This is a genomic window from Rhodococcus sp. 4CII (assembly GCF_014256275.1).
In the GTDB taxonomy this organism is placed as follows: Bacteria; Actinomycetota; Actinomycetes; order Mycobacteriales; family Mycobacteriaceae; genus Rhodococcus_F; species Rhodococcus_F wratislaviensis_A.
This window is the reverse complement of the sequence record NZ_JACCFE010000002.1, coordinates 7,095,159-7,115,984: the sequence shown is the minus strand read 5'-3', so window position 1 is coordinate 7,115,984 and position 20,826 is coordinate 7,095,159. Positions and strand designations below refer to the sequence as shown.

The window sequence follows — 20,826 nt, the reverse complement described above, 5'->3', positions numbered from 1 at the left end:
CTGGAAGTATCTGGTGCCACAATGGTGCCGATGTGGCACACTCTGCGGTCGGATCCGTGATTACGGTAGTGATTCGGGCAGCCCGAACGGCACGAAATGCTCCGCCCCCAGGAACGACGTGAGATCCGCGATGCTGTCGCCGCGCAGGGTCAGCACCGTGATCGACCAGCGCAGATGGGTGCGCGCACCCTCGTCCCACAGATAGAAGGCGACGGCGGGTTGCCCGTTCGCTGTGATCGGGACGTGACGCCACGCGCCACAGCCGGTGAGCGGAACCCGGACCGCGAAGTCGGCGACGGCCCCGAGACCGCGGTACCAGTGCGCCATCGGGGGCATCGACCAGGTGACGTCCTCGGTGAGCAGCGCGACCAGGGCGTCGGCGTCACCGCGTTCCAGTGCAGTGGCGTACCCCACGACGAGGGCACGCACGCGTGCGTCGTCGATGTCCCGCAGGGTCTGCGCCTGCGTCACCGGTGGCACCTTTTCGGCGACGATGACGCGGGCCCGCTGCAGGGCACTGTTCACCGAAGCCCTCGTCGTGTCCATGACAGCCGCGATCTCGGCGACGGAGAAACCGAGAACCTCGAACAGCAGCAGCGCGGCCCGCTGGTTTCCCGGCAGATGCTGCAGGGCCGCAACGAATGCCAGTTCGACGGCTTCGCGCTGCTCGTACCGCGCGTCCGGCCCCGCCGGGCCGGCAGGCAGTCCCGTATCGGCATACGGGCCCAGCCAGGCGACGTCCGTCACCGGGAGGTCACCGATGACCGCGCGATCACTCGACGGTCCCAGGTCGACCGGCAGTGCCCGCTTGCCGCGACTGGCGACGGCGTCGAGGCACGTGCGGGTGGCGACGGTGTACAGCCAGGAACGTAGCGTGCTGCGACCCTCGAACCCCGCGAACCCCCGCCACGCACGCAGCAGCGCATCCTGCAGCGCATCGTCGGCGTCGTGACTGGACCCGAGCATCCGGTAGCAATGGGCGTGCAGCTCCCGGCGCAGCGGTCCCACGAGACGGGTGAACGCGGCGTCGTCCCCGTCGCGGGCCCGGGCGAGGTCGGGATCCCGCGTTTCGGCCGCCGCGTCCGAGGTCCGTGCGGAAATGTCGCTCACACGCCATGATTCTGCCCGACCGCGTCGGATGATCGCATCGTTCGGCGATCGATCGGAAAGCCGGAACAACCCCAGGGGTGCAATCTCGGCCCCCCGGATGCCTGCTCGACCACCCCTGTGGGGTCCTTACGCGACGTCCGTTACCGCGAAGACTGGTCGTCGGTCACAGGACACGGAAATTCACACAACAGTCGGGAGAAACACAATGTCCTTCGTCAACACTCGCACCGCAACCGCAGTCGCAGCAGGCGCCGCCCTCGGGTTCGGCATGCTCGTGGCCCAGAGCGCCACCGCCGCAGCGGCGCCTGCGCAGTCGTCGTACCCGCAGGTCGTCTCCCCGCAATCCGAACTCTCCCCGTACCAGGTGCAGGTCAGGGATCGCATCGGCTGCGCGAACGCATGGCCCATGGTCTCGTGCGACGCGCCGGACGAGGACGTCCCCCCGCAGGTCACCCTCGTCGAACCGGGCACCGACCTCGTCGATCCGGGCACGTCGCTGTTCGGTCCCGCCGCCGCATCCGTCGAGTCTCTGTCGGCCGGCGCCCTGCACCAGGTCTATTACCCGCTCGAGCCCGACGACGGAGTGATCTCCCACCCGCTCGATCCCGACATGCCCTGGATGTGACACCTTCGCGGATGCCGCAGCGCATACGCTGGGGCGATGGCGGTCAACCGAAGTCGCAAGGCCCGGGCGGCGCGCAAGCGTCGGCGCCGGATGACGAGTGTCGAGCACGACCTCAGCGACGAGCAGTGGGCAGCGCTGGTGGCGGCGTGGGATGGGTGCGCGTATTGCGGCGCGACCGACAGGCCCTTGCAACGCGACTGCGTGCTGGCACTCTCCCGCGGCGGACGGTACACGCTCGACAACATCGCACCGGCGTGTGGTTCCTGCAATGCCAGCAAGTGCAACGACGAGGTCACGGGCTGGTTGCGGCGTAAGCGGCTCGACGAGCGCGCATTCCTGTTGCGCCACATCGAGATCGGCGCGGCGCTGGCGCTGCGTTTCCGCGCAGTACCGGACGCCGAGCAGGAGAACGAACTCGGAACGCCCGAGGCCACGGCCTCGTAACCGACCGGCCACGAATGTGGGCCGGTCGGTTACGGCGTCGGCGCTACTTGGTGCCGAAGATCCGGTCGCCCGCGTCGCCCATACCGGGCAGGATGTAACCGTGCTCGTCGAGTTCGCGGTCGACGGCGGCGGTGTAGATGGGTACGTCGGGATGGGCCTTGTGCAGGGCGGCAACGCCTTCGGGGCAGGTCAGCAGGCAGACGAATTTGATGGATTTGGGGCCGTATTCCTTCAACCGCTCCACCGCCGCCACGGCGGAATTGCCGGTGGCCAGCATCGGGTCGACCACTACGACATCGCGCTCCTGCAGGTCACCGGGCATCTTGAAGTAGTACTCCACTGCTCCCAAGGTCTTGGGGTCGCGGTACAGGCCGATGTGGCCGACCCGCGCGCCGGGCACCACCGTGAGCATGCCGTCGAGGATGCCGGTACCTGCCCGCAGGATGGAGACGAACACGAGCTTCTTACCGTCGATGACCTTGCCGGTGGTGGTCTCCATCGGCGTCTCGATCTCAATTTCCTGCATCGGGATGTCGCGCAGCACCTCATAGGTCATCAGCGCGGAGATCTCGTTCGCCAGGAGGCGAAAACTGTTGGTAGAAGCGTCCTTACGACGCATCATTGTGAGCTTGTGCTGAACCAGGGGGTGGTCGATCAGGTGTACCGAACCCATGAATCACTCCTCGTCGTCGCTCTAGAAGACTGTGCCGTCACTGAAGATGGACAGCGGTGGCAGCCCACCGCGCAGGCGCTGCGCCAGCGCCCGTCCGGCAGCCCAGGTGCCGCCCTCGAGGACGCACGCCAGCGGCATCCGGGTGTCGTCCACGCCCAGCTGGTCGCGCACCAGCGGCGCCAACTCGTCCAGGAGCGACACCGTCAGGGCACGCCACTCGACCACCACTTCGTCGCTCACCGTCCAGCTTCGCGCGGCCCAGGCAGGGTCGCGCAGGCGCAGCACGCCGGTGTCCAGCAGGAGGCCGCCGTTGCGGTACTCGGGCAGGCCGGTCAGCGCGTCCAGCCCCACCACCTGCACGCCGGCCCACTGAAAGGGCTCCAGCAACGAGTAGCTCAGCCACTGCGACAGCTTGTGGAACGGCATCCAGCCGTCGGTCAGTCCCGGGCCTGACACCGCCTCGTGGCGCCAGCAGTCACCCAGCAGCAGGGTGCCGACGGCATTGCCCGCCGGCCAGATGCCCGACATCGACGTCAGGAGCTGCGACAGGATGTCGTGCGCTGCGACCGTCCCCGTGGACCGGCCCGGACCGCGCTCGACCAGCGCGTCGAACAGGCCACCCGGCCGTCCTTGCGGGCCGAACACCTCGGGCTGCGCGGCGAGCGCCTCCCCCAGCCTGCGCAGCACCAGCACGCGACCTTCGAGACCGACCAGCGGATTGGCCGGTCCGACCTGGAATGCGTCGGCCAGCCGGTCCGCACGCAGCGCGCGCAGGCCGTCCGCATCGACCCGCAACGGGTGCGTCGCGTCGCTCGAGAAGATTCCGCCCGCGAATGCGTGCCAGCTCGCCACGCCCAGACCCTCGGATCGAGCGAAGCCCTGCCCGCTCGCCTCCTCGTGGTACTGCCAGTCGGGTCCGGCGCCCGCATCGAGCAACACGCTGACCACGGCCAGGTCGATCATGGCGCGGGCGCGGGCCGCGGTGTCCTGCGCCTTCAGCCGTTCATCCAGCTCGGCCTTGCGGTCCACGCCGCCTGCCTCGAAATGGCGCCAGCGGCTGTGGAAGGGAATTTTCAGGTCCGGGTAGCGCACCCGGGTCACGTCCACGACCTCTTCGGCGGCCGTGGGCAGCGCGTCGTCGTGAACGGTGAACCACCGCGACTCCCCCTGCCGCGCGCGCCCCAGCAACTGCCGCGCGCGCTCCCGCACCGCAGTGGTCGAGCGCAGTGCCGCGGCCGCACCCTCGGCCCGCCCGGTATCCACAACGGGACCGACACCGAGCACGCTCATCCGTCCAGCCCCCGGCCCTTGGCCTTCGCCAGTTCTACGGCGTCGGGCACCGCCCCCGGCGTGAAGTAGCCGGCCGCCATCTTGGCATCGATCTCCACCCGCGCGTCGGGCGGGATCAGATCGTCGGGCAGGTCCACGCGCACGTCGACCTCGATGCCCGACCCGGTAATGGCGTCGTACTTCATGTTGCTCATCGACACCAGCCGATGGATCTTCTTCACCCCCAACCAATGCAGCACGTCGGGCATCAGTTCCTGGAAACGCATGTCCTGCACGCCGGCCACGCATTCGGTGCGAGCGAAGTACTGATCCGCGGTGTCGCCGCCTGCCTGCCGCTTGCGCGCGTTGTAGACGAGGAACTTGGTCACCTCTCCGAGCGCCCGGCCCTCCTTACGGGAGTACGCCACCAGGCCCACTCCGCCGCGCTGCGCTCCCTGGATGCACTCCTCGATCGCATGCGTGAGGTAGGGGCGGCAGGTACAGATGTCCGAGCCGAACACGTCCGAACCGTTGCACTCGTCGTGCACGCGCGCGGTCAGTTCCACCGCCGGATCGGCCAGGTCACGCGCGTCCCCGAAGATGTACACCGTCTGCCCGCCGATCGGCGGCAGAAACACTTCCAGGTCGGAGCGCGTCACGAGCTCGGGATACATGCCTCCCGTCTCTTCGAACAGCACGCGACGCAGGTCCGTCTCGCTGCACCGAAAGCGGTCCGCCACGCCGGGTAGGTGCCAGACGGGCTCGATCGCCGCCTTCGTGACCAGCGCCGCGCCGCTGGGCAGCAGGAATCGTCCGTCCGGGACCAGGCGGCCGCACTGCACGGCCTCGATGATCTCCGGCAGCATCACGTGCGCTTTCGTCACCGCGATGCTGGGGCGGATGTCGTGGCCGGCCGCCAATTCCGCGGCGAAGACCTCGGCCACCATGGCACCCCACGGATCCAGGCTCACGATCTTGCCCGGTTCGCTCCACTGCGGGTAGGGACCGATGGTGTCGGTCGGCGCCGTATCCGTGAGGTCGGCCTTGTGCTGGCGCGACAATGCACCCGACGCGACCGCGAGCGCCCGGTAGATGCTGTACGACCCGCTGTGGGTGCCGACGACGTTGCGGTGGGCCCGATTCGTCGTGGTGCCGACCACCGGACCGCGCTCGGACGCGGTGGGCGCTCCCCAGTGGATCGGGAGGGAGTCGACGCCACCGCTGTGCGACGTCAATCGGATGTGGCCGGTGGCGCTCTCGGATCTGGCGGACACTGCGTCAGCGGACATGGCGTTCCTCCGTAAGGAAGGCCCGGCGGCACGGCATACCGCCGGAGCGTGTCTCCCGCGGCCGATATTTCCGGTCACTGGAATCCGCAAGCATAGCCACTCGGCGGTGCCGACGTCGGATGTCGAAATCGCGGTCTCCCGTTCGACGTATCAGTAGGAGCACAGCGAGGAGGTGAGCGTGATGTTGTCGGCACATCTGCTGTCCGGTCTGACCAGTGAAGAGGTCGATCTGATCGTGGCGGAGGAACTGCATCTGCTCGACGCCGCCGCGTGAGCCGACGACGTGAGATTCTGTCCGTGAGCAAACCGCGCGCACGAAGAACACGGTGAATGCATGGAACACGTCGACGACGAGCACGACGATCTCGGGGCGCAGCCTTCGGCCGTGGCGGTGCGCCTCGAAGTCCGCCACAGTCGCTCCAACGGCGCATACGCGGCCGAGCATCTCCGGATCCATCCCCGGATGCTGGCCCGACTGGGCGCGCGGCCTCGTCAGCAGGCGCGTGTGAGCCACCTGGGGAAGACCGCACTGTTCACGCTGATCCCGGACACCGATCCGACGGCGATCGACACCATCCGGGTTGCGGAGTGCGGACGACGCAGGCTCGGGGTGGAGCCGGGACACGCGGTGAGCCTCGACCTTCGATGCACAGACCCCGGCATGACCGAACGCCGAGCCCGGATCGACGGGGACTTCGTCGAGCGACTCGTCGACGACGGCCACCATCGACGGCTCGCGGTCCTCGCCCCGCACGGCGGGGCCATCGAGGTCCGCACCGATCGGCAGGCCGAACAGGTTGTCGACTCGCTCGGCTCGGCGAATTCGACGCTCTGGACGTGCAAAGGGTGGTCTCCCGACGGCAACGCCTACTCGGCGTGGCACATCTCGTCGGGTGATCTCAGTGTGCACAGCTTTCCGCTGCTCCGGTCGCTGGCCGCGAGACGGTTCCGGTGGGCGGTGTCGTTCCACGGGTACAGCGGAACCGAGGTCCTCGTCGGTGGTCTCGCCCCCGAGGTGCTCCGGTCGGACGTGCGGAACGCGATCGCGCGGGTACTCGACGGGAGCGGAGTCGGTGTGCGCGTGGCCGATCCCGAGGAACGATGCAGTGGGCGATCGCCCGCGAACCTGGTCAACCGCCTGACGGTCGATGCTGCCGGCGGAGTGCAGATCGAGCAGTGCCTCGCGGCGCGGATGCACTACGGGTCGGCGATCGCCGACGCCGTCGGCGGCGTCTACAAGTCCTGGATCTCCCCCGACCCGGGGCGTTGACTCCGCGCACTCCGCCTCTCCCCCTACGGCTTTCGCTGCCGGTCACGGAGCCCAGCACGGCCCGTCCGGTGGCGGGGTGTGCTCGTAGCCGGGGTAACAGGGCAACACCTGCGGAGCGGGCGCGGGGGCGGGCGCCGGTGCCGGTGCCGGTGCGGGGGCCTGCGCCGGCGGCGACCCGGGCGGGAGACACGGCCCGTCCGGCGCCGGAGTGTGCTCGTAGCCGGGGTAACAGGGCAACACGTCCGGGGCCGACGCGGCCGGCGGCAGTCGCGGCGCGGGTGGTAGTTGCGGCGCGGGTGGTAGTTGCGGCGCGGGCGGCGGGGCCGGTGTCGGCTGAGCCGCTTCTTGACGGACGGGAGGGTCCGCGGGCTGCGCTTCCGCTTCCGCTTCCGTTTCCGCTTCCGCTTGCGATTGCGATTGCGGTTCCGCCGACGGCGACGCCGCCACCACGGTCGGGCTCGTGACGGCCGGAGCGGTGGCCGCGATCGACGACCGGACAGAGCCGGACACGTCGGGCGAGGGTGACCCGGACCCGATCATCACGCCCCCGACGATCGCGGCAGCGATGATCACCGCCACCGCGAGACCAGCGATCAGGACGCGGCGGTTCCGGTCCCCGGGCGAGGTCGCGGGAACGAAGACGGCCGCAGACTTCGGTGGTGGTTGCTGTGGTGACGGTGCCGCGGCGCGAGCAGCGGCCGCCAGTTCACCCGCGGACTGGTAGCGCCGCGCGGGTTCGGCCTCGGTTCCGCGTGCGATCACCACATCCATCCCGACAGGCACCGCCGGATTCACCGACGACGGACGGCGTTGCAATTCGTGTCGGCTCGACGACGGAAAGTACGTGCCGGTGAGGCATTCGTACAACACGGTGGTCAGGCCGTAGACACCGGACGCGGCACCGAGATTCGTGGGCAGCCCGACCTCGGTGAGGTAGACGGACCCGTCGTCCTGCACCGACACGTTGGCCGATGTGACGTACTGGTCGCGGAGTCCGGCATCGTGCACGGCGTCCAGCGCCGACGCCAACTGCTCGACGACGCCGACCGCGGCGGGCACGTCCATCGCGCCGGAGGACCGGAGCATCGCGTGCAGATTCCCTCCCGGGTTGAGCGGCGTCGCGACGAACAATCGGTCGGCGATCTGACCGTAGTCCTGAACCGGAATCACATTCGGGTGCCGGATGCGCGCCGCGACGGCGGCTTCTCGTTCGAATCGCTCGCGGTACTCGTCATCCTCGGTTGCATCCGGTGGCAGGGCCCGCACCGCGACAGGCCGTTGGGTGACGGTGTCGAATGCCGCCCACACCTCGCCGGTCGCATCCACCGACAGCTGTCGGTCCAACCGGTACCTGCCGAACAGGGCTCCCACTTGCATCGTCACTCTCCGCCGCTCGAAAATGGCCGCGTCTGCGGAACTGTGCACCGGGGCGGTCGGACCGCCTCCACCCGTGAAGTCTAGGCGGTCGCGGCGGATCGCTCGCGCGGGGAAGCTTCCGGCACCGCCCTCACCCACGCGGGAAGGTCGCATGCGATGTGGCCGCATCCGAGCGGAAGAATTGGTCGGGCGTGGGGCGCGTGAATTTGCTCTGTGTCCGGTCGCGCCGGAGACCGGCCGAACCTGCCCCGGACAGGGGTTCGGCCGGGAATGCGTTCACATTCTCGGCCGGATCTCTGCATTCCGAGTGTTTCACCGTTTCCGATTACTCTTTCGGTCCGCACCCTCAATCTACGCGCGCAGCAGGGTCCACCGCAATGCCGCGCGCTCATCGATTTCGACTGCCGCCGGACCCTGCGAGTCCAGGTCAGCGCTACGTAGGACGAAAAACAGGTATGCCCCCCGGTAGTTCGGCCGATGTCCCACCTACCCGAGCCAGGGAATGATGTGACGTGTCTCATAGTCGCGAACCGGGGCTCCACGACGGCCCGTACTTCGCCAGTCACGGAAGGTGCCCGCACCGATGAATGCAGTACCGATTACCTGCGGTGACTACGTCACAGCGACATTCTCTCGCGACTTCGTCGCCGAAGGATTCGACTACGACGCCGTCGAACGCATCCACCACGGCCTGTTCGACGAGTGGGGTCAGGCGCTGGGGCAGTCGGGGCTGTTCACCAATCGCACGGTCGCGACCGCCCTGCAGTCCTGGCAGGACGATCCGCACTCCCTTCTGGAGGCACTGCTCGCGGAAGCGGACGAGATGACCCTCAAACGCTACGACCTCGCGTGGGACGCGCTCGACCGAGCCGACCGTGCAGGTTCGGCCGCCCCCGCCGCCGAATACGCGTAACCGCCACTTTGTCGACCGACCACACCGAAGAACGAGAGCAATGAGCATCAACACGTACCCCACCGTCGAGACCATCCGGTTCGGGCCCCGCGGTGACGAATGCCGCTACTGCGCGCAGACCGTCGTCAAGGATGGGCCCGGCTACCGCCACACCACCACCGGGCAGTACCGCTGTGACCCGTCGAGTCGTGCGGCCAAGGAAGCTCGACTGTCCGACAGCCTCATCCGGAGATAGCACGGACCGGTCGATCCCTACCAGAAATCCAGAGCCTGTCCGATCGCGGTGGATTGTGCGTGCGAAGGCCGCAGCGCACCGCCGATGGCGTAGAGGGTGTGGCCTACCGTCGCGACGGCCATCCCGTGAACCCCGACGGGCAGCGGCGGCAGCGACGACCACGTCCCCGACACCACGTCGAACGCCTCGACGGTCGACAACACCCGCGTCGGCTCCTCACCACCGACCGCCACGATCCGGCCGTCGATGAACGCCGCACCCAACCCGCCACGTGGGGTCGGCAACGCCGGCAACGACACCCACACCCCGGACACCGGATCGAACCGCTCGACCGCACCGGAATTCTGATCCGCCGCGAGATCGCGCCCACCCACGGCATAGAAATACTTCCCGTCCGACACCCCCGCCAGATGCTCCCGCGGAGTCGGGATGTCCGACACGGTCGTCCACTTCGTCCCGTCGAACACCTCCGTCGTCGGCACCAACGCACCGTTCGCCTGTCCCCCGGCCACCACGATCCGGTCGCCCACCACCGCCGCCGCCCCGGCCGCCCGCGGCACGTTCATCGGGGGCAGATCCACCCACCGGCCATTACGCAGCGCAAGCACACGGTCCGACGTGGTCCCGGTGAGGTTCGGGCCGTCCGGCACCCATCCGCCGAGTACCACCAGGTCACCCTCGTAGGCGACCGCCGTCGCATGATTGAGCGGGACCGGGAGGTCGGGGCCGGCCTTCCACGTGTCGATGGCCGGGTCGTTGCCCTCGACCTTCGGAGTCGATCCCACGTTGTCGAGACCGCCGAGCACCCAGATCGTGCCGTCGGCGACGGTCGTCGCCGCCTGCTGGCGGGCGATCGGCGCATCCTTCACGGAACGCCACGCCGGGGCCCATTGCGTCTTGCGCGGCGCGATCTGCAGCGCCTCGGACACGGACGTCGATTCGGCGTGGGTCGGCTCGGTGGCGCCACCGACCGCGTACACCGTGTCGCCGACCGCGCCGACCGCCATTCCGTGCCGGGGCGTGCGCAGCGGCGGCAGCGACGACCACGTCCCCGACACCACGTCGAACGCCTCGACGGTCGACAGCACCCGCGTCGGCTCCTCACCACCGACCGCCACGATCCGGCCGTCGATGAACGCCGCACCCAACCCGCCACGAGGGGTCGGCAACGCCGGCAACGACACCCACACCCCGGACACCGGATCGAACCGCTCGACCGCACCGGAATTCTGATCCGCCGCGAGATCGCGCCCACCCACGGCATAGAAATACTTCCCGTCCGACACCCCCGCCAGATGCTCCCGCGGAGTCGGGATGTCCGACACGGTCGTCCACTTCGTCCCGTCGAACACCTCCGTCGTCGGCACCAACGCACCGTTTGCCTGTCCCCCGGCCACCACGATCCGGTCGCCCACCACCGCCGCCGCCCCGGCCGCCCGCGGCACGTTCATCGGGGGCAGATCCACCCACCGGCCATTACGCATGGCCATCACCCGGTCGGAAGCGACAGCGATCAGGTTCTGGCCGTCGGCTTTCCACCCGCCGATCAGAACGGGTTCGTCGTTGTAGGTCACGGCCATCGCATGATTGAGCGGGACCGGGAGGTCGGGGCCGGCCTTCCACGTGTCGATGGCCGGGTCGTAGCCCTCTTGTCGCGCGGAGACGCCGTCGTCGTCCAACCCTCCGAAGACCCAGATCGTGCCGTCCGCGACGGTCGTCGCCGTCTGCTGGCGGGCAACGCGGGCATCGGCGACAGGTCGCCACGACGCCGTCGGGTCGGTTGCGGGAGATGCGCTGGAATCCCCGGCGGTCGGTGCTGCGGCGCCCGGACCGGATGCTTCTCTGACCACCAGATAGCCACCGACGGCGAGCGCGAGCACGACGACGAGGGCGAGCACGGTCAGGATCCCGCGTCGACGTGTGCGTACCGGCGCGGGTGGCGGGTCTGTCGGCGGCCAGAACCACGGGCCCGACGGGTGAGGCTCCGGCTGAATCTGATGGGTCGGTGCCGCAAGCTGCTGCGGGCCGACGATCGCGTCTTCGTACCGGAACCGTCGGTCGGTACCGTCACCCGCTGCCGACCGGTGCGGATCGGTCGTGTGCGCGGCTTCCTTGGGCGCCAGAGCCATCGTGTCCGAGCGCAAACCGACGTGTCGCTGCGCCGCTTGGAGTTCGTGACCGAACTCCTCGGCGGAGGCCGGGCGGGCCGAGGGTGTCGTCGCCATCGCTCTCTCGATCGCGGCGCACACGACGTCGGGGATGCCCTGGGCGCGCAGGTTCGGTACCGGCTGACTGCTGATCCGCACGAATTGCGCGATCAGTTCCTCTCCGGATTTCCGTTCGAATGCCGCCCGGCCCGCGATGAGTGAATAGATCGTCGCGCCCAATCCGTAGACGTCGGATCGCGTGGTCGGCGATTCGCCGTTGAGCACTTCAGGCGCGGTGAATGCCAGTGACCCCGTGAACCCGCCGGTGGCAGTCTCGTAGCCGCCGACGATGTGTGCAATGCCGAAATCGGTCAGCTGCGGCTCGCCGTAGTCGGTGAGGAGGACGTTCGCGGGTTTGATGTCGCGATGCAGGGTGCCGGTCCGGTGCGCCGTCTCCAGTGCTCCCGCCAATTTCACCCCGATACCGATCGCTTCGGGCCACGGCAGCGGACCTTCTCGGCGGATCTGCACGGCCAGCGAATCGCGCGGATGGTAGTGCATGACGATGTACGGGCGACCGGTGTCGGTCACGCCGACCTGCAAGATGTTGACGATGTTCGGGTGACCGGAGAGCCCACCCATCGCGTAGCCCTCCCGCAGGAAACGCTCACGATTCGCGGGATCCAGGTCCGACGTCAGGACCTTGATCGCGACGATCCGGCCGAGTGACCGCTGCAGAGCGCGGTACACGACACCGAAGCCTCCTCGCCCCACCTCCACGGCGCCCGCGAACCCGGCGTCGTCCAACTCGGCCACGATCCCACGGCCCTCCGGGCGGACCGCCGCCGCCCGGGTCGCGTCCGGGTCGAGATCGGACATCGCGGCACCTCGGTTCTGTGATGCAGGGCGACCGGATTCGCCGTTGCGTTCACGACGGACGACGCGGATGTCTTTCTCTCACAACGGCGATGTGCGGAACCTCCGAGTCGAATGCCGGTGGGGTCCACCCTGTAGGCAAAGTATTCGGCCGGCCGGGATCTTCGTCAAGATGACAAATTTCCCTCCCTAGGGTGCCTATCGGCAGCACCTACCACGTGCGCCGCGCCACGGCAGACAGGACTCCCGAGCACATCGGGTTCTGCCGTCCTGGAAGGTGCCGTCGTAGTACCGCCCGCCCCCACGGCCTTCGCCCGGTACATCGCCGAGTCACCTGAACCGGGCAGGGGCGCTCGAATCGCCGATCAGCGGCAGTGTCGGTGTCGCACTGTCCGACCCGGAGGGCGCACGGACGTGGGCGTGGGACATCGCCCGCACGACATCATGATCTCGGCGGGGTGGCCGGAGATCGGCCTCGGGCCGACCTCCGTCACCACTCTCCTGGAACCGAACCCGTCCGCCGTCACCTTCGACTGACACGACGCGGGGTGACGGCGGCGAGACTCGCTGCACGGTTCGGGTGCCACGATCCTCAGATCCGGCGCATCACCGATACCACCTTGCCCAGGACGACGGCGTCGTCGCCGTCGATGACGGTGTAGGCCGAATTGCGGGGCTCGAGGTACACGTGACCGTCACGGCGCCGGAGCACCTTCACCGTGGCCTCGCCGTCGATCATCGCGGCGACGATCTCGCCGGAATGAGCTTCGTCCTGGCGGCGCACCACGACGACATCGCCGTCGCAGATCGCGGCCTCGATCATCGACTCCCCGCGTACCCGCAGCCCGAACACGGTGCCGGAGCCGACCAATTCGCGAGGGAGCGTCAGCATCTCGTCGGCATGCTCCTCCGCGAGGATCGGTGCGCCGGCTGCGATGTCGCCGACCACCGGCACCGCGACAATGTTGTCGGAGGAGGACCCTCGCTTCGCCTCGGAGAGGAACGGTCGCACATCCAATTGCCGAGCCATGGCCGTGCCCCGTCGGAGAAAGCCCTTTTCTTCGAGGCTCTTCAGATGCTGGGACACCGACGACGTCGACCGCAGGCCCACCGCGTCCCCGATCTGCCGGGTGCTCGGTGTACATCCGTGTGCAGCGACCCAATCCCTGATCGTGGCAAGGATCCGCTGCTGGCGGGGTGGCAGGGTGGCGGCGTCGAGGCCACCGAACATGTCGAGATCGTCGTAATCGGTCACCGAAGAATGGTAGGGGGTGATGGCAGCCCCTCGAGCACGGTGTGGACGTACGCCCAGGAGGGGTCGTGGAGCACCTGCCGGAGTCGGTGCCCGGACATCCCGCGAAATCCACGACGTCGGGCGACCGCCCCGGCTAGCGTCGAAACCATCCCCCGTAGATGGAGGTCCACATGCGCTTGTCCACCCGGAACCAGCTCGCCGGCACGATCATCGACGTCACCCCCGGCAGTGTGATGGCGACGGTGAAAGTGAAACTCGACGGAGGCGAGCAGATCGTCACCGCATCCATCACGAAGGAGGCCGTGGAGGAACTCGGCCTGAAGGCCGGTGTCGCGGCCACCGTGCTCGTGAAGTCCACCGAGGTGATGCTCGGCGTCGAGTAGGCGCCGCCGGCCGGACCAGACGACCCTGCCGCCTTCCGGCCCCGCGAACCGTCTATTTGACCGCGGTCAGATACGACGATCGCTTCGACAGGTCAGTGAGCTCTTCGGGCAAATCCGGAACCGGCCGCCCATAGGCCGCGGCCAACTCGAGCGGGTTGACGCGCTGCACCGACCAACCCCGCTCGGTCAGCCATTGCACCGGATCGGCCCGCTCGTCAGCGTAGAACAATTGGGACACGTCGAGGTCACCGAACGGGTCCTTCGGAAAGTACTTCGCCCTGATGGCGTCGAAGCGTCGCACATCCGTTCCCGCCGAAAAGTTGTCCACGGCAAGGCGGCTACCCGGAGCGGACAGTTCGTCGATCCGCTCGAACAACGCGTCGTGCGCCGCGCCCGGGAGATAGGCGAGCAACCCTTCCGCCGACCACGCTGTCGGTTTCCCGGGGTGGAACCCCACCGCCTCGAGAGCTGCGGGCCAGTCGTCGCGCAGATCGACGGCCACCGGACGACGATCGGCCTTCGCCCTGGCACCGTGCTCGACGAGCACCTCCTCTTTGAACTCGAGCACCTTCGGCTGGTCGACCTCAAAGACCGTCGTGTTCGCCGCCCAATCCAGTCGGTAGGCCCGCGCGTCCAGGCCGGCGGCCAGGATCACCGCCTGCGACACCCCCGCCGACGTGAAGAACTCGTCGAAGAACCGCGTCCGCATGCCCATGAAACCCGAGAAGGGCGTGTCACCCAGCGACGACGGATCGGCCAGCAGGCCGGTGAAATGCGGTTCACCCGCCGCCTCGACGAACCACGGCGCGAAATCGTCCCGGATCAACGCATCGGGGCGGGCGCTCTCCAGCGCGCGGAACGTCGCCACTCCCAGTGCGGTGAGGCCGACGCTGCTGACGATATCCCAGGTGTCTCCATCGGTTCGCATCACGAACGTACCCTCCCGATCTCGTCGACATTCGAATGCGGCATCGGGCCGGACACATCGGCGGCGGTGCCAGGGAGTTCATCCCCGGCTCACGGAACTCCCTGGCCTGCGGGCGCATCGACCGAACGCCGCAAGTCTACGCTCGACGCACGGGTCGCCTGTCCTACGATCTGCGCCCCGGCACCGCTACAGCGCCGCGGTCGTGAGTGAATCGGGTGCTGCCGCGGTCTCGAACGGCATTTCGATGTGGGCAACCGTCCCGGATCGAGGTCCGGGGTGCACCGAAAAGCTGCCTCCGGCCGCGACGACCCTGAGTTCGTGCGAGGTCAGTCCGATGTGGCCTCCGCTGAGACTTCGATCGATTGCCTCACGGGAGATGCCGCATCCGTCGTCGGCGATATCGAGGATCGCATGCTCCCCCGACCGCGTCAGCTCGACCCGCACGGTGTTGGCCTGAGCGTGTTTGACCACATTGCCGAGCAACTCGCGTGCCGCGCTGAACAGCACGTCATCGGCCGAGGTGCGCAGGTCGTCGACCCAGTCCGAAGTGAGCAGTTCGACGTCGAAACCGCCACGCGCCTGGGCAGATCGAGTGAGGTCGCCGAGTGCACGGGCGAGACCGACATGATCGAGCACGGTGGGATGCAGTTCGGAGACGGTGGCCCTGAGCAGGGTTGCGGATTCACCGAGTGCGTGAGTGATGCGATCGACCGCTTCCGGATCGGCGCTGCCGGTGAGATCATCGAGATCCATCTTCGCGGCCAGGACGTATTGAAGGGCCCCGTCGTGAAGTTGCTCGGACAATGCACGGCGTTCACGCTGTTCGAGACCCATCAACTCGGCGAGCAGGGCGGTGCGGTCGCGGACGAGGTGACCGATGGTCAGCACCCTGGATCGTTGAATTCTGCTGAGCATGACCGCGCCCGCACAGAGAACCGCGAGTGCCATCGTGCTGAGGAGTATGGACGACCAGGGTTCTTCGTTCGAGGCCATCGTGGCCCAACTCGCGGCAAGGAACACCAGGACCGTGGGCGCCACCACGGAAGCACAGACACCCGGCCGTAGCTGTGTGCAGGCGAGGAGCGGGATCACGAACAATCCGTTGCTGAGTATATCTGCGGTCCAACTCTGTTGTGCCGCAATACCGGTCAGCAGTGTGAGACAACCGATCACCGCGAGGTCGACGAACAAAGCGAGCCAGATCGCGTTCACCGGCCCCGGCCCGCCTCGTCGCGTCCACAGCGCGAGCCCGCCGGCCCAGAGCGCGTAGCAGATCAGGATCGCCAGGCACACGCCCGCATCGTGCATGGGCGGGACGAACAGAAGTGTCAACGCGATGAAGAGCGCGAGCACGCCGCGGAGCACGATTTGCAGGTGCACTCCGCGATACGCGTGCTCGAGGATTATCCGCTCGAGATCCGGGCCGGCGCCGAGATCTGCGGGTAGTACCGATGACTCAGCCATGGGGTGGCCTCCTCGGGCGGGCGACTCCGACGGGGAGACGTGGGGCGTCAACCGCTGGACCTGCGACGATGCACAGATTCTAGCACCGCCCCGGGAGGCAGCCGCGGCATGTGATCGAGGGAAACCGGCCGTCGCCGGGCGCTGTCGTACAGCCGACTCCTTGGATCGATGCGGCACGGCACGCGGGTATTCGTGGGAACATCTCATCCGATCGGTCCGGCGGACCGGACAGAGAGGGGTGCGACGCATGACCAGGATCCGACTTCGGCCCGCAGTGGCGCTGGCAGCGATCGCGGGTGCCACGACCCTGTGGCTCGCGGCCTGCACCCACAATGCGTCGCCGACCGACGGCACCGGGTCGGTCTCACCCACCGTCCCGGCCGAGGCACCGGCGACGGAAGCTGTGGTCAACGGCGTCGACGCGAAACAGTACGCGTCCGGCGACTCGGAGAGTGCAGCCTACGGCTTCGTCACCCCGTCGGGAAAGTGGTTGTGCGCGATCATCCCCCCGAAGAAGATGGCCGGCTGCGCCTCGCACCCCACCGCCGGGCCATTGGAAGTTCCGGGGGTTCCGCCGATCCCCTCGCCGGACGGCGGCCCGCCGGCCGAGGCGAACATCATCGCGGTCGAGTCCGGGAAGGAGCCGGGCTTCCAGAACTCGAACGAGGCACTCTTTCCCGGCAACCCCAACGTCCTCCCCTACGACGCCACCCTGGCGTCCGACGGATTCAGTTGCAATGTGCAGTTCTCGGGAGTCTCGTGCAGAGACGACGCAACGGATGACGGCTTCACCATCTCGACCAACGGCTACACGTTCGACTACACCCCGATACCTGTGAGCATTCCCAGCGAGGGCCCGGCGCCGATCGCGCCCACCGTCGCCTCGCTCCCCCAGCAGGCGGGCGGATCGAATCAGTGTGGTCCCGTTGTGTATCCGGCGACGGGAAAGCCGGCGACCGTGGTCGTCGTGAAGGGAACACTCCGCTGCGACGAGGCGCACGCGATCCTCACGAAGTACTTCGCCGCCCCCGACAAGAGCCAGCCCGTGTACAGCTTCGACGGATGGGAATGCCGCCTCACGGGAGATCCGGAATCCGCGCAGACCGGCTACACGATCAACTGCACCGACGACAAGGGAAACACCGTCGTCGCCCAGCCCTGAGATACCCCTGGCGTTTGCGGTCTCCAGTGGCTCCAACATTTGACACACACATCGACGACCTGCGGGACTTTCCCTTGCGGCGGCCGACCGCCACCACACGGCCTGCTCCGCGAGCCGGCCGATGGCCAGCGCCGCCCGCTCGGTGCGGCTCAGCGATGCGTCCATCATCACGCTGCGCGAGATCGGTCATCGGGTCCACCGACCTCGAGGCCACCATGAAGACAACATCCTGTCCAAACTCGTCCGGGATCTGAACATCATCTCCGCCCGCGGCGTGATGTCCGAAGCCGGCTTCGAGAGCGATGCCGAAGTCATCCTTGGACTCCAAAACGCCGACAACCGCCGGATGGTCTGATCGGACGAGCACGCTCCCGGCCACGTTTACGAGATCGCCCCCCGGGGGAATCTCGTAAACAAAGGATGATGCGCAATGGCGAAAAGCGAGACCCCGAGCCCGAAAAACGAGACCCCGAGCCCGTCGCGGCGGGCCCGCAGCTTCCTGGACCGACGCCGCGGGCCCTCGGACCGTGAACTCCTGACCTCCGCGAAGGCCGTGCTCATCACCAGCCGCGGCTACAGCGACGCCCAGGCGTTCGACGAACTCCTGGACGTGGCACGACGGCACCACCTCTCCGTGCAGGCCGCCGCCCGGTGCCTGATCGATCTGACCAGCAACACCAGGCACCTCACGAGTCGCCGGCCGGTCACTTTCCCCGAGTGGGAGGGACTCCGCGGAGACCCGTCACGGCACCACCACCGTCCGTCGCAGCGAATAGGCAACCTGCAGGGACGGCACCATCCGCATCTGGCGACACAGGTACGACCCTGATCGGGACGCCGCATCAGGTGAGCGCGGCGCCCCGAAGCTCGGCGTAAGAATTTTCCAGTGCCTCCGCCAACACGGCGACGTCGGGGAGCGCCTCGGGATCAGTGCAGAGCCCGATGCCGACGATTCCCGCGCAGGAGATCGCCGAGATGCGGAGCGCGTGGTGAGCGGCGGGCTCCGAGGAGGAGAAGAGGCGCTCGACTCTGCGTCCGGACACGCTGACCGGCGCGGGCGGGCCGGGGACGTTCGAGATCGACAAGCTGAACTCACGCGCACTTCCGGCAAGTCGCTTCGCGGCTTCCCCGATGCGCTTCACGCGTCCGAGAGCATGAAAGAGGTCGAACAGCTCGTCGGCGTCGTCGAGGAGTTTGCGCTTGCTGGTCTCGGCGTTGATCCGGTCGAGCCGGTTGAGCGGATCCGCCTCGGCGAGCGGCAGGTCGACGTTGAGGAAGGAATCGCGGTTTCCGAGTTCACCCGCTCCCTCGTCGCGGTGGTGCAGGCTGACGGGCACCTGGGCACGGAGGCGCGGCAGCGCCGCGTCTTCGCTGCCGAGCCAACTGCGCAGGCCACCTGCAACGATCGCGAGGAGCACGTCGTTGACCGTCGCGCGGGTGGGACGTGAGGCGCCGATCGCCTTCAACTCCGGCAGCGGGACGGCGATGAAGGCCAGCTCGCGGGCGGCACCGATCGGACGGTCGAACGGCGAGCGCGAGCCGCGATGGCCCAGCTCACGACGCACCGCGGCGGGCATCCGCAACGCCTCGTCGACCCGCGAACGCTGCGCCGAATCGGTTCGAAGGCCCGGACGAGGTCCTCGCCGGGGCGGTTCGAGGTGCCGATCCCACAGCACGTCGTCGAGGAAACGCACCGCGCTGATCCCGTCGGCCATCGCGTGATGGATCCGCACCGCGATTGCTTCGCGTCCGTCGCCGAGCGGGCCGATCAGATCGAACGCCCACAGCGGGCGCTCGTGGTCGAGGTGCTCGGACATCAACGTGCCGACGGCCCGCCACAGATCGTCCCGCGACGCACAGCCGGAGCCTTCCGAACGCCGGACGTGGTCGGTGACGTCGAACGTGGTCGCTTCGGTCCAGCGCGGCTCCGGTCCCGACATATCGATCCGCTGCGTCGCACGCGGCTCGTTCGGAAGGCGCTCCGCCACCGCAGTCCGCAGGGCCTCGAGGTCGAGAGGGTCGGCGTCCGGCTCGAGTACCACCAGCTTGAGCGTGTGGCCGGTGATCACCGCCGATTCGAGCCCGAGGATGTGCGCATCATCGTCGGAGAGCCGATCAGGATCCTCGCGGGTCACCTCGACCAGTGTATTCGGGTGCGTGCCGCCCCTGCGCGCACTTCTGAAATCGAGCCTCGGACGGTTTCGCTAGCCGGTGACGCCTTCTGCACGAGCAGCGGCGGCGACTGCCTCCGCGACAGCGGGGGCCACGCGAGGATCGAGCGGGCTGGGAACGATCTTGTCCACAGCCAGCTCGTCACCGACGACCGAGAGGATGGCCTCGGCGGCGGCAAGTTTCATGCCCTCGGTGATCCGGCGGGCACCGGCGTCCAAGGCGCCGCGGAACACACCGGGGAAGGCGAGCACGTTGTTGATCTGGTTCGGGAAATCGCTGCGCCCGGTGGCGACGATCGCCGCATGCTTGCGGGCGACGTCGGGGTGGATCTCCGGGTCCGGGTTCGACAGCGCGAACACGATGGAGTTCTCCGCCATGGTCGCGATCAGCTCCTCCGGCACCGTGCCCGCGGACACCCCGAGGAACACGTCCGCACCGTCCAGGGCCTCGACGATGCCGCCGCGGCGTGCGGCCGGGTTGGTGCGGGCCGCCAAATCCACCTTCACCGCGTTCAGATCCTGGCGGTCGGCGGAGACGATGCCCTTCGAATCGAGGACCGTCACGTCGGCGATGCCGGCGGCGAGCAGGATGTTCGCACACGCCACGCCGGCGGCACCGGCCCCGGAGATCACCACCCGCAGCGAGGACAGGTCCCGGTCCTGGACCTTGACCGCACCCTTGAGCGCGGCGAGGACGACGATGGCGGTGCCGTGCTGGTCGTCGTGCATGACCGGGCAGTCCAGCGCCTCGATGACCCGTTGTTCGATCTCGAAGCAGCGCGGGGCGGAGATGTCCTCCAAATTGACCGCCCCGAAGCTCGGGCGCAGCCGGATCAGGGTCTCGACGATCTCGTCGGGGTCCTTCGTGTCCAGGACCAGGGGGATCGAGTTCAGGCCGGCGAAGTTCTTGAACAGCGCGGACTTGCCCTCCATCACCGGAAGCGAGGCGCGGGGGCCGATGTCGCCGAGACCGAGGACCGCGGAGCCGTCGGAGACGACGACCACGAGGCGGTTGGTCCAGGTGTACCGGTCGGCGAGGGTCTCGTCGGCCGCGATGGCGCGGGAGACCTGCGCGACACCGGGGGTGTACGCGATCGACAGATCGCGTTGATTGTCCAGCGGAGTGGTCAACTCGACGGACAGCTTCCCGCCGACATGCGCGGCGAAAATCTCTTCGTCGGTCAACTCGACCTTCTGCGGTGCGGTGGGCTCGGACACGACAGCCATTCTCTACT

Annotated in this window: 20 protein-coding genes; 9 read left to right on the top strand and 11 right to left on the bottom strand. The window is 68.1% G+C overall.

Translation table 11 applies throughout. The features are described 5' to 3' along the window. Positions 1–60: 60 nt before the first annotated feature. Positions 61–1,110 (bottom strand): sigma-70 family RNA polymerase sigma factor, encoded by a 1,050-nt coding sequence (locus H0B43_RS33635; protein WP_185724005.1) that lies wholly within the window; start codon positions 1,108–1,110, stop codon positions 61–63. Between the two features lie 205 nt (positions 1,111–1,315). Here H0B43_RS33635 and H0B43_RS33630 point away from each other — a divergent pair, with 205 nt between their 5' ends. Then, positions 1,316–1,735, top strand: coding sequence for a hypothetical protein (locus tag H0B43_RS33630; protein ID WP_185724006.1), 420 nt, complete (start codon positions 1,316–1,318; stop codon positions 1,733–1,735). A gap of 90 nt (positions 1,736–1,825) precedes the next feature. Next, on the top strand, positions 1,826–2,179 hold the full coding sequence (locus H0B43_RS33625; protein WP_185729695.1) for an HNH endonuclease: 354 nt from the start codon (positions 1,826–1,828) through the stop codon (positions 2,177–2,179). Between the two features lie 43 nt (positions 2,180–2,222). Here the strand turns inward: H0B43_RS33625 and upp are convergent, their stop codons facing one another. From upp to H0B43_RS33610, 3 genes are read right to left on the bottom strand one after another with little or no spacing between them, the layout of a single operon-like run. Beyond that, a complete protein-coding gene (upp, locus tag H0B43_RS33620) occupies positions 2,223–2,852 on the bottom strand; it encodes a uracil phosphoribosyltransferase (RefSeq protein ID WP_185724007.1) in 630 nt (209 codons plus the stop codon). 21 nt (positions 2,853–2,873) lie between these two features. Continuing rightward, the gene (locus tag H0B43_RS33615; protein ID WP_185724008.1) at positions 2,874–4,142 is read right to left on the bottom strand and encodes a URC4/urg3 family protein; all 1,269 of its coding nucleotides are present in this window, start codon (positions 4,140–4,142) and stop codon (positions 2,874–2,876) included. Next, a complete protein-coding gene (locus tag H0B43_RS33610) occupies positions 4,139–5,410 on the bottom strand; it encodes a GTP cyclohydrolase II (protein ID WP_185724009.1) in 1,272 nt (423 codons plus the stop codon). Before H0B43_RS33610 ends, H0B43_RS33615 begins: the two co-directional genes overlap by 4 nt. 334 nt (positions 5,411–5,744) lie before the next feature. On the opposite strand from H0B43_RS33610, the gene H0B43_RS33605 reads away from it, so the two are divergent. Continuing rightward, positions 5,745–6,680 (top strand): poly-gamma-glutamate hydrolase family protein, encoded by a 936-nt coding sequence (locus H0B43_RS33605; protein WP_252189664.1) that lies wholly within the window; start codon positions 5,745–5,747, stop codon positions 6,678–6,680. A gap of 42 nt (positions 6,681–6,722) precedes the next feature. Here H0B43_RS33605 and H0B43_RS33600 read toward each other — a convergent pair whose 3' ends face one another. Beyond that, complete coding sequence (locus H0B43_RS33600) at positions 6,723–8,057, bottom strand: serine/threonine-protein kinase (RefSeq protein WP_185724010.1); 1,335 nt, start codon at positions 8,055–8,057, stop codon at positions 6,723–6,725. A gap of 583 nt (positions 8,058–8,640) precedes the next feature. On the opposite strand from H0B43_RS33600, the gene H0B43_RS33595 reads away from it, so the two are divergent. Both H0B43_RS33595 and H0B43_RS33590 read left to right on the top strand, forming a co-directional pair. Next, positions 8,641–8,970: a hypothetical protein gene (locus H0B43_RS33595; RefSeq protein ID WP_185724011.1), complete on the top strand. Its 330-nt coding sequence runs from the start codon at positions 8,641–8,643 to the stop codon at positions 8,968–8,970. Between the two features lie 40 nt (positions 8,971–9,010). After that, positions 9,011–9,205, top strand: coding sequence for a hypothetical protein (locus tag H0B43_RS33590; protein ID WP_185724012.1), 195 nt, complete (start codon positions 9,011–9,013; stop codon positions 9,203–9,205). 17 nt (positions 9,206–9,222) lie between these two features. Here the strand turns inward: H0B43_RS33590 and H0B43_RS33585 are convergent, their stop codons facing one another. Beyond that, entirely contained in the window at positions 9,223–12,231 is a 3,009-nt protein-coding gene (locus H0B43_RS33585) for a serine/threonine-protein kinase (protein ID WP_185724013.1), read from the bottom strand. Positions 12,232–12,820: 589 nt separating this feature from the next. Further along, the gene (gene lexA / locus H0B43_RS33580) at positions 12,821–13,459 is read right to left on the bottom strand and encodes a transcriptional repressor LexA (protein WP_252189930.1); all 639 of its coding nucleotides are present in this window, start codon (positions 13,457–13,459) and stop codon (positions 12,821–12,823) included. Between the two features lie 194 nt (positions 13,460–13,653). On the opposite strand from lexA, the gene H0B43_RS33575 reads away from it, so the two are divergent. Then, positions 13,654–13,866 carry a molybdopterin-binding protein gene (locus tag H0B43_RS33575; RefSeq protein ID WP_185724015.1) on the top strand — a complete coding sequence of 71 codons (213 nt, stop codon included), beginning with the start codon at positions 13,654–13,656 and terminating at the stop codon, positions 13,864–13,866. Positions 13,867–13,918: 52 nt separating this feature from the next. Here H0B43_RS33575 and H0B43_RS33570 read toward each other — a convergent pair whose 3' ends face one another. Together H0B43_RS33570 and H0B43_RS33565 are read right to left on the bottom strand one after the other, a co-directional pair. Next, positions 13,919–14,794 carry a class I SAM-dependent methyltransferase gene (locus H0B43_RS33570; protein WP_185729697.1) on the bottom strand — a complete coding sequence of 292 codons (876 nt, stop codon included), beginning with the start codon at positions 14,792–14,794 and terminating at the stop codon, positions 13,919–13,921. 186 nt (positions 14,795–14,980) lie between these two features. Next, positions 14,981–16,258, bottom strand: a complete 1,278-nt coding sequence (locus H0B43_RS33565; RefSeq protein WP_185724016.1) for a sensor histidine kinase — start codon at positions 16,256–16,258, stop codon at positions 14,981–14,983. A 247-nt stretch (positions 16,259–16,505) separates the two neighbouring features. Here H0B43_RS33565 and H0B43_RS33560 point away from each other — a divergent pair, with 247 nt between their 5' ends. From H0B43_RS33560 to H0B43_RS33550, 3 genes are all read left to right on the top strand, one after another. Next, positions 16,506–17,420, top strand: a complete 915-nt coding sequence (locus tag H0B43_RS33560) for a hypothetical protein (RefSeq protein ID WP_185724017.1) — start codon at positions 16,506–16,508, stop codon at positions 17,418–17,420. A 121-nt stretch (positions 17,421–17,541) separates the two neighbouring features. Beyond that, the gene (locus H0B43_RS33555) at positions 17,542–17,775 is read left to right on the top strand and encodes a hypothetical protein (protein ID WP_185724018.1); all 234 of its coding nucleotides are present in this window, start codon (positions 17,542–17,544) and stop codon (positions 17,773–17,775) included. A gap of 75 nt (positions 17,776–17,850) precedes the next feature. After that, a complete protein-coding gene (locus H0B43_RS33550; RefSeq protein ID WP_185724019.1) occupies positions 17,851–18,249 on the top strand; it encodes an ANTAR domain-containing protein in 399 nt (132 codons plus the stop codon). A 13-nt stretch (positions 18,250–18,262) separates the two neighbouring features. On the opposite strand, the gene H0B43_RS33545 is transcribed toward H0B43_RS33550, so the two are convergent. Both H0B43_RS33545 and H0B43_RS33540 read right to left on the bottom strand, forming a co-directional pair. Then, complete coding sequence (locus H0B43_RS33545) at positions 18,263–19,555, bottom strand: wax ester/triacylglycerol synthase domain-containing protein (RefSeq protein WP_185724020.1); 1,293 nt, start codon at positions 19,553–19,555, stop codon at positions 18,263–18,265. 69 nt (positions 19,556–19,624) lie between these two features. Then, positions 19,625–20,818, bottom strand: a complete 1,194-nt coding sequence (locus H0B43_RS33540; protein ID WP_185724021.1) for an NADP-dependent malic enzyme — start codon at positions 20,816–20,818, stop codon at positions 19,625–19,627. Positions 20,819–20,826: the final 8 nt, after the last annotated feature.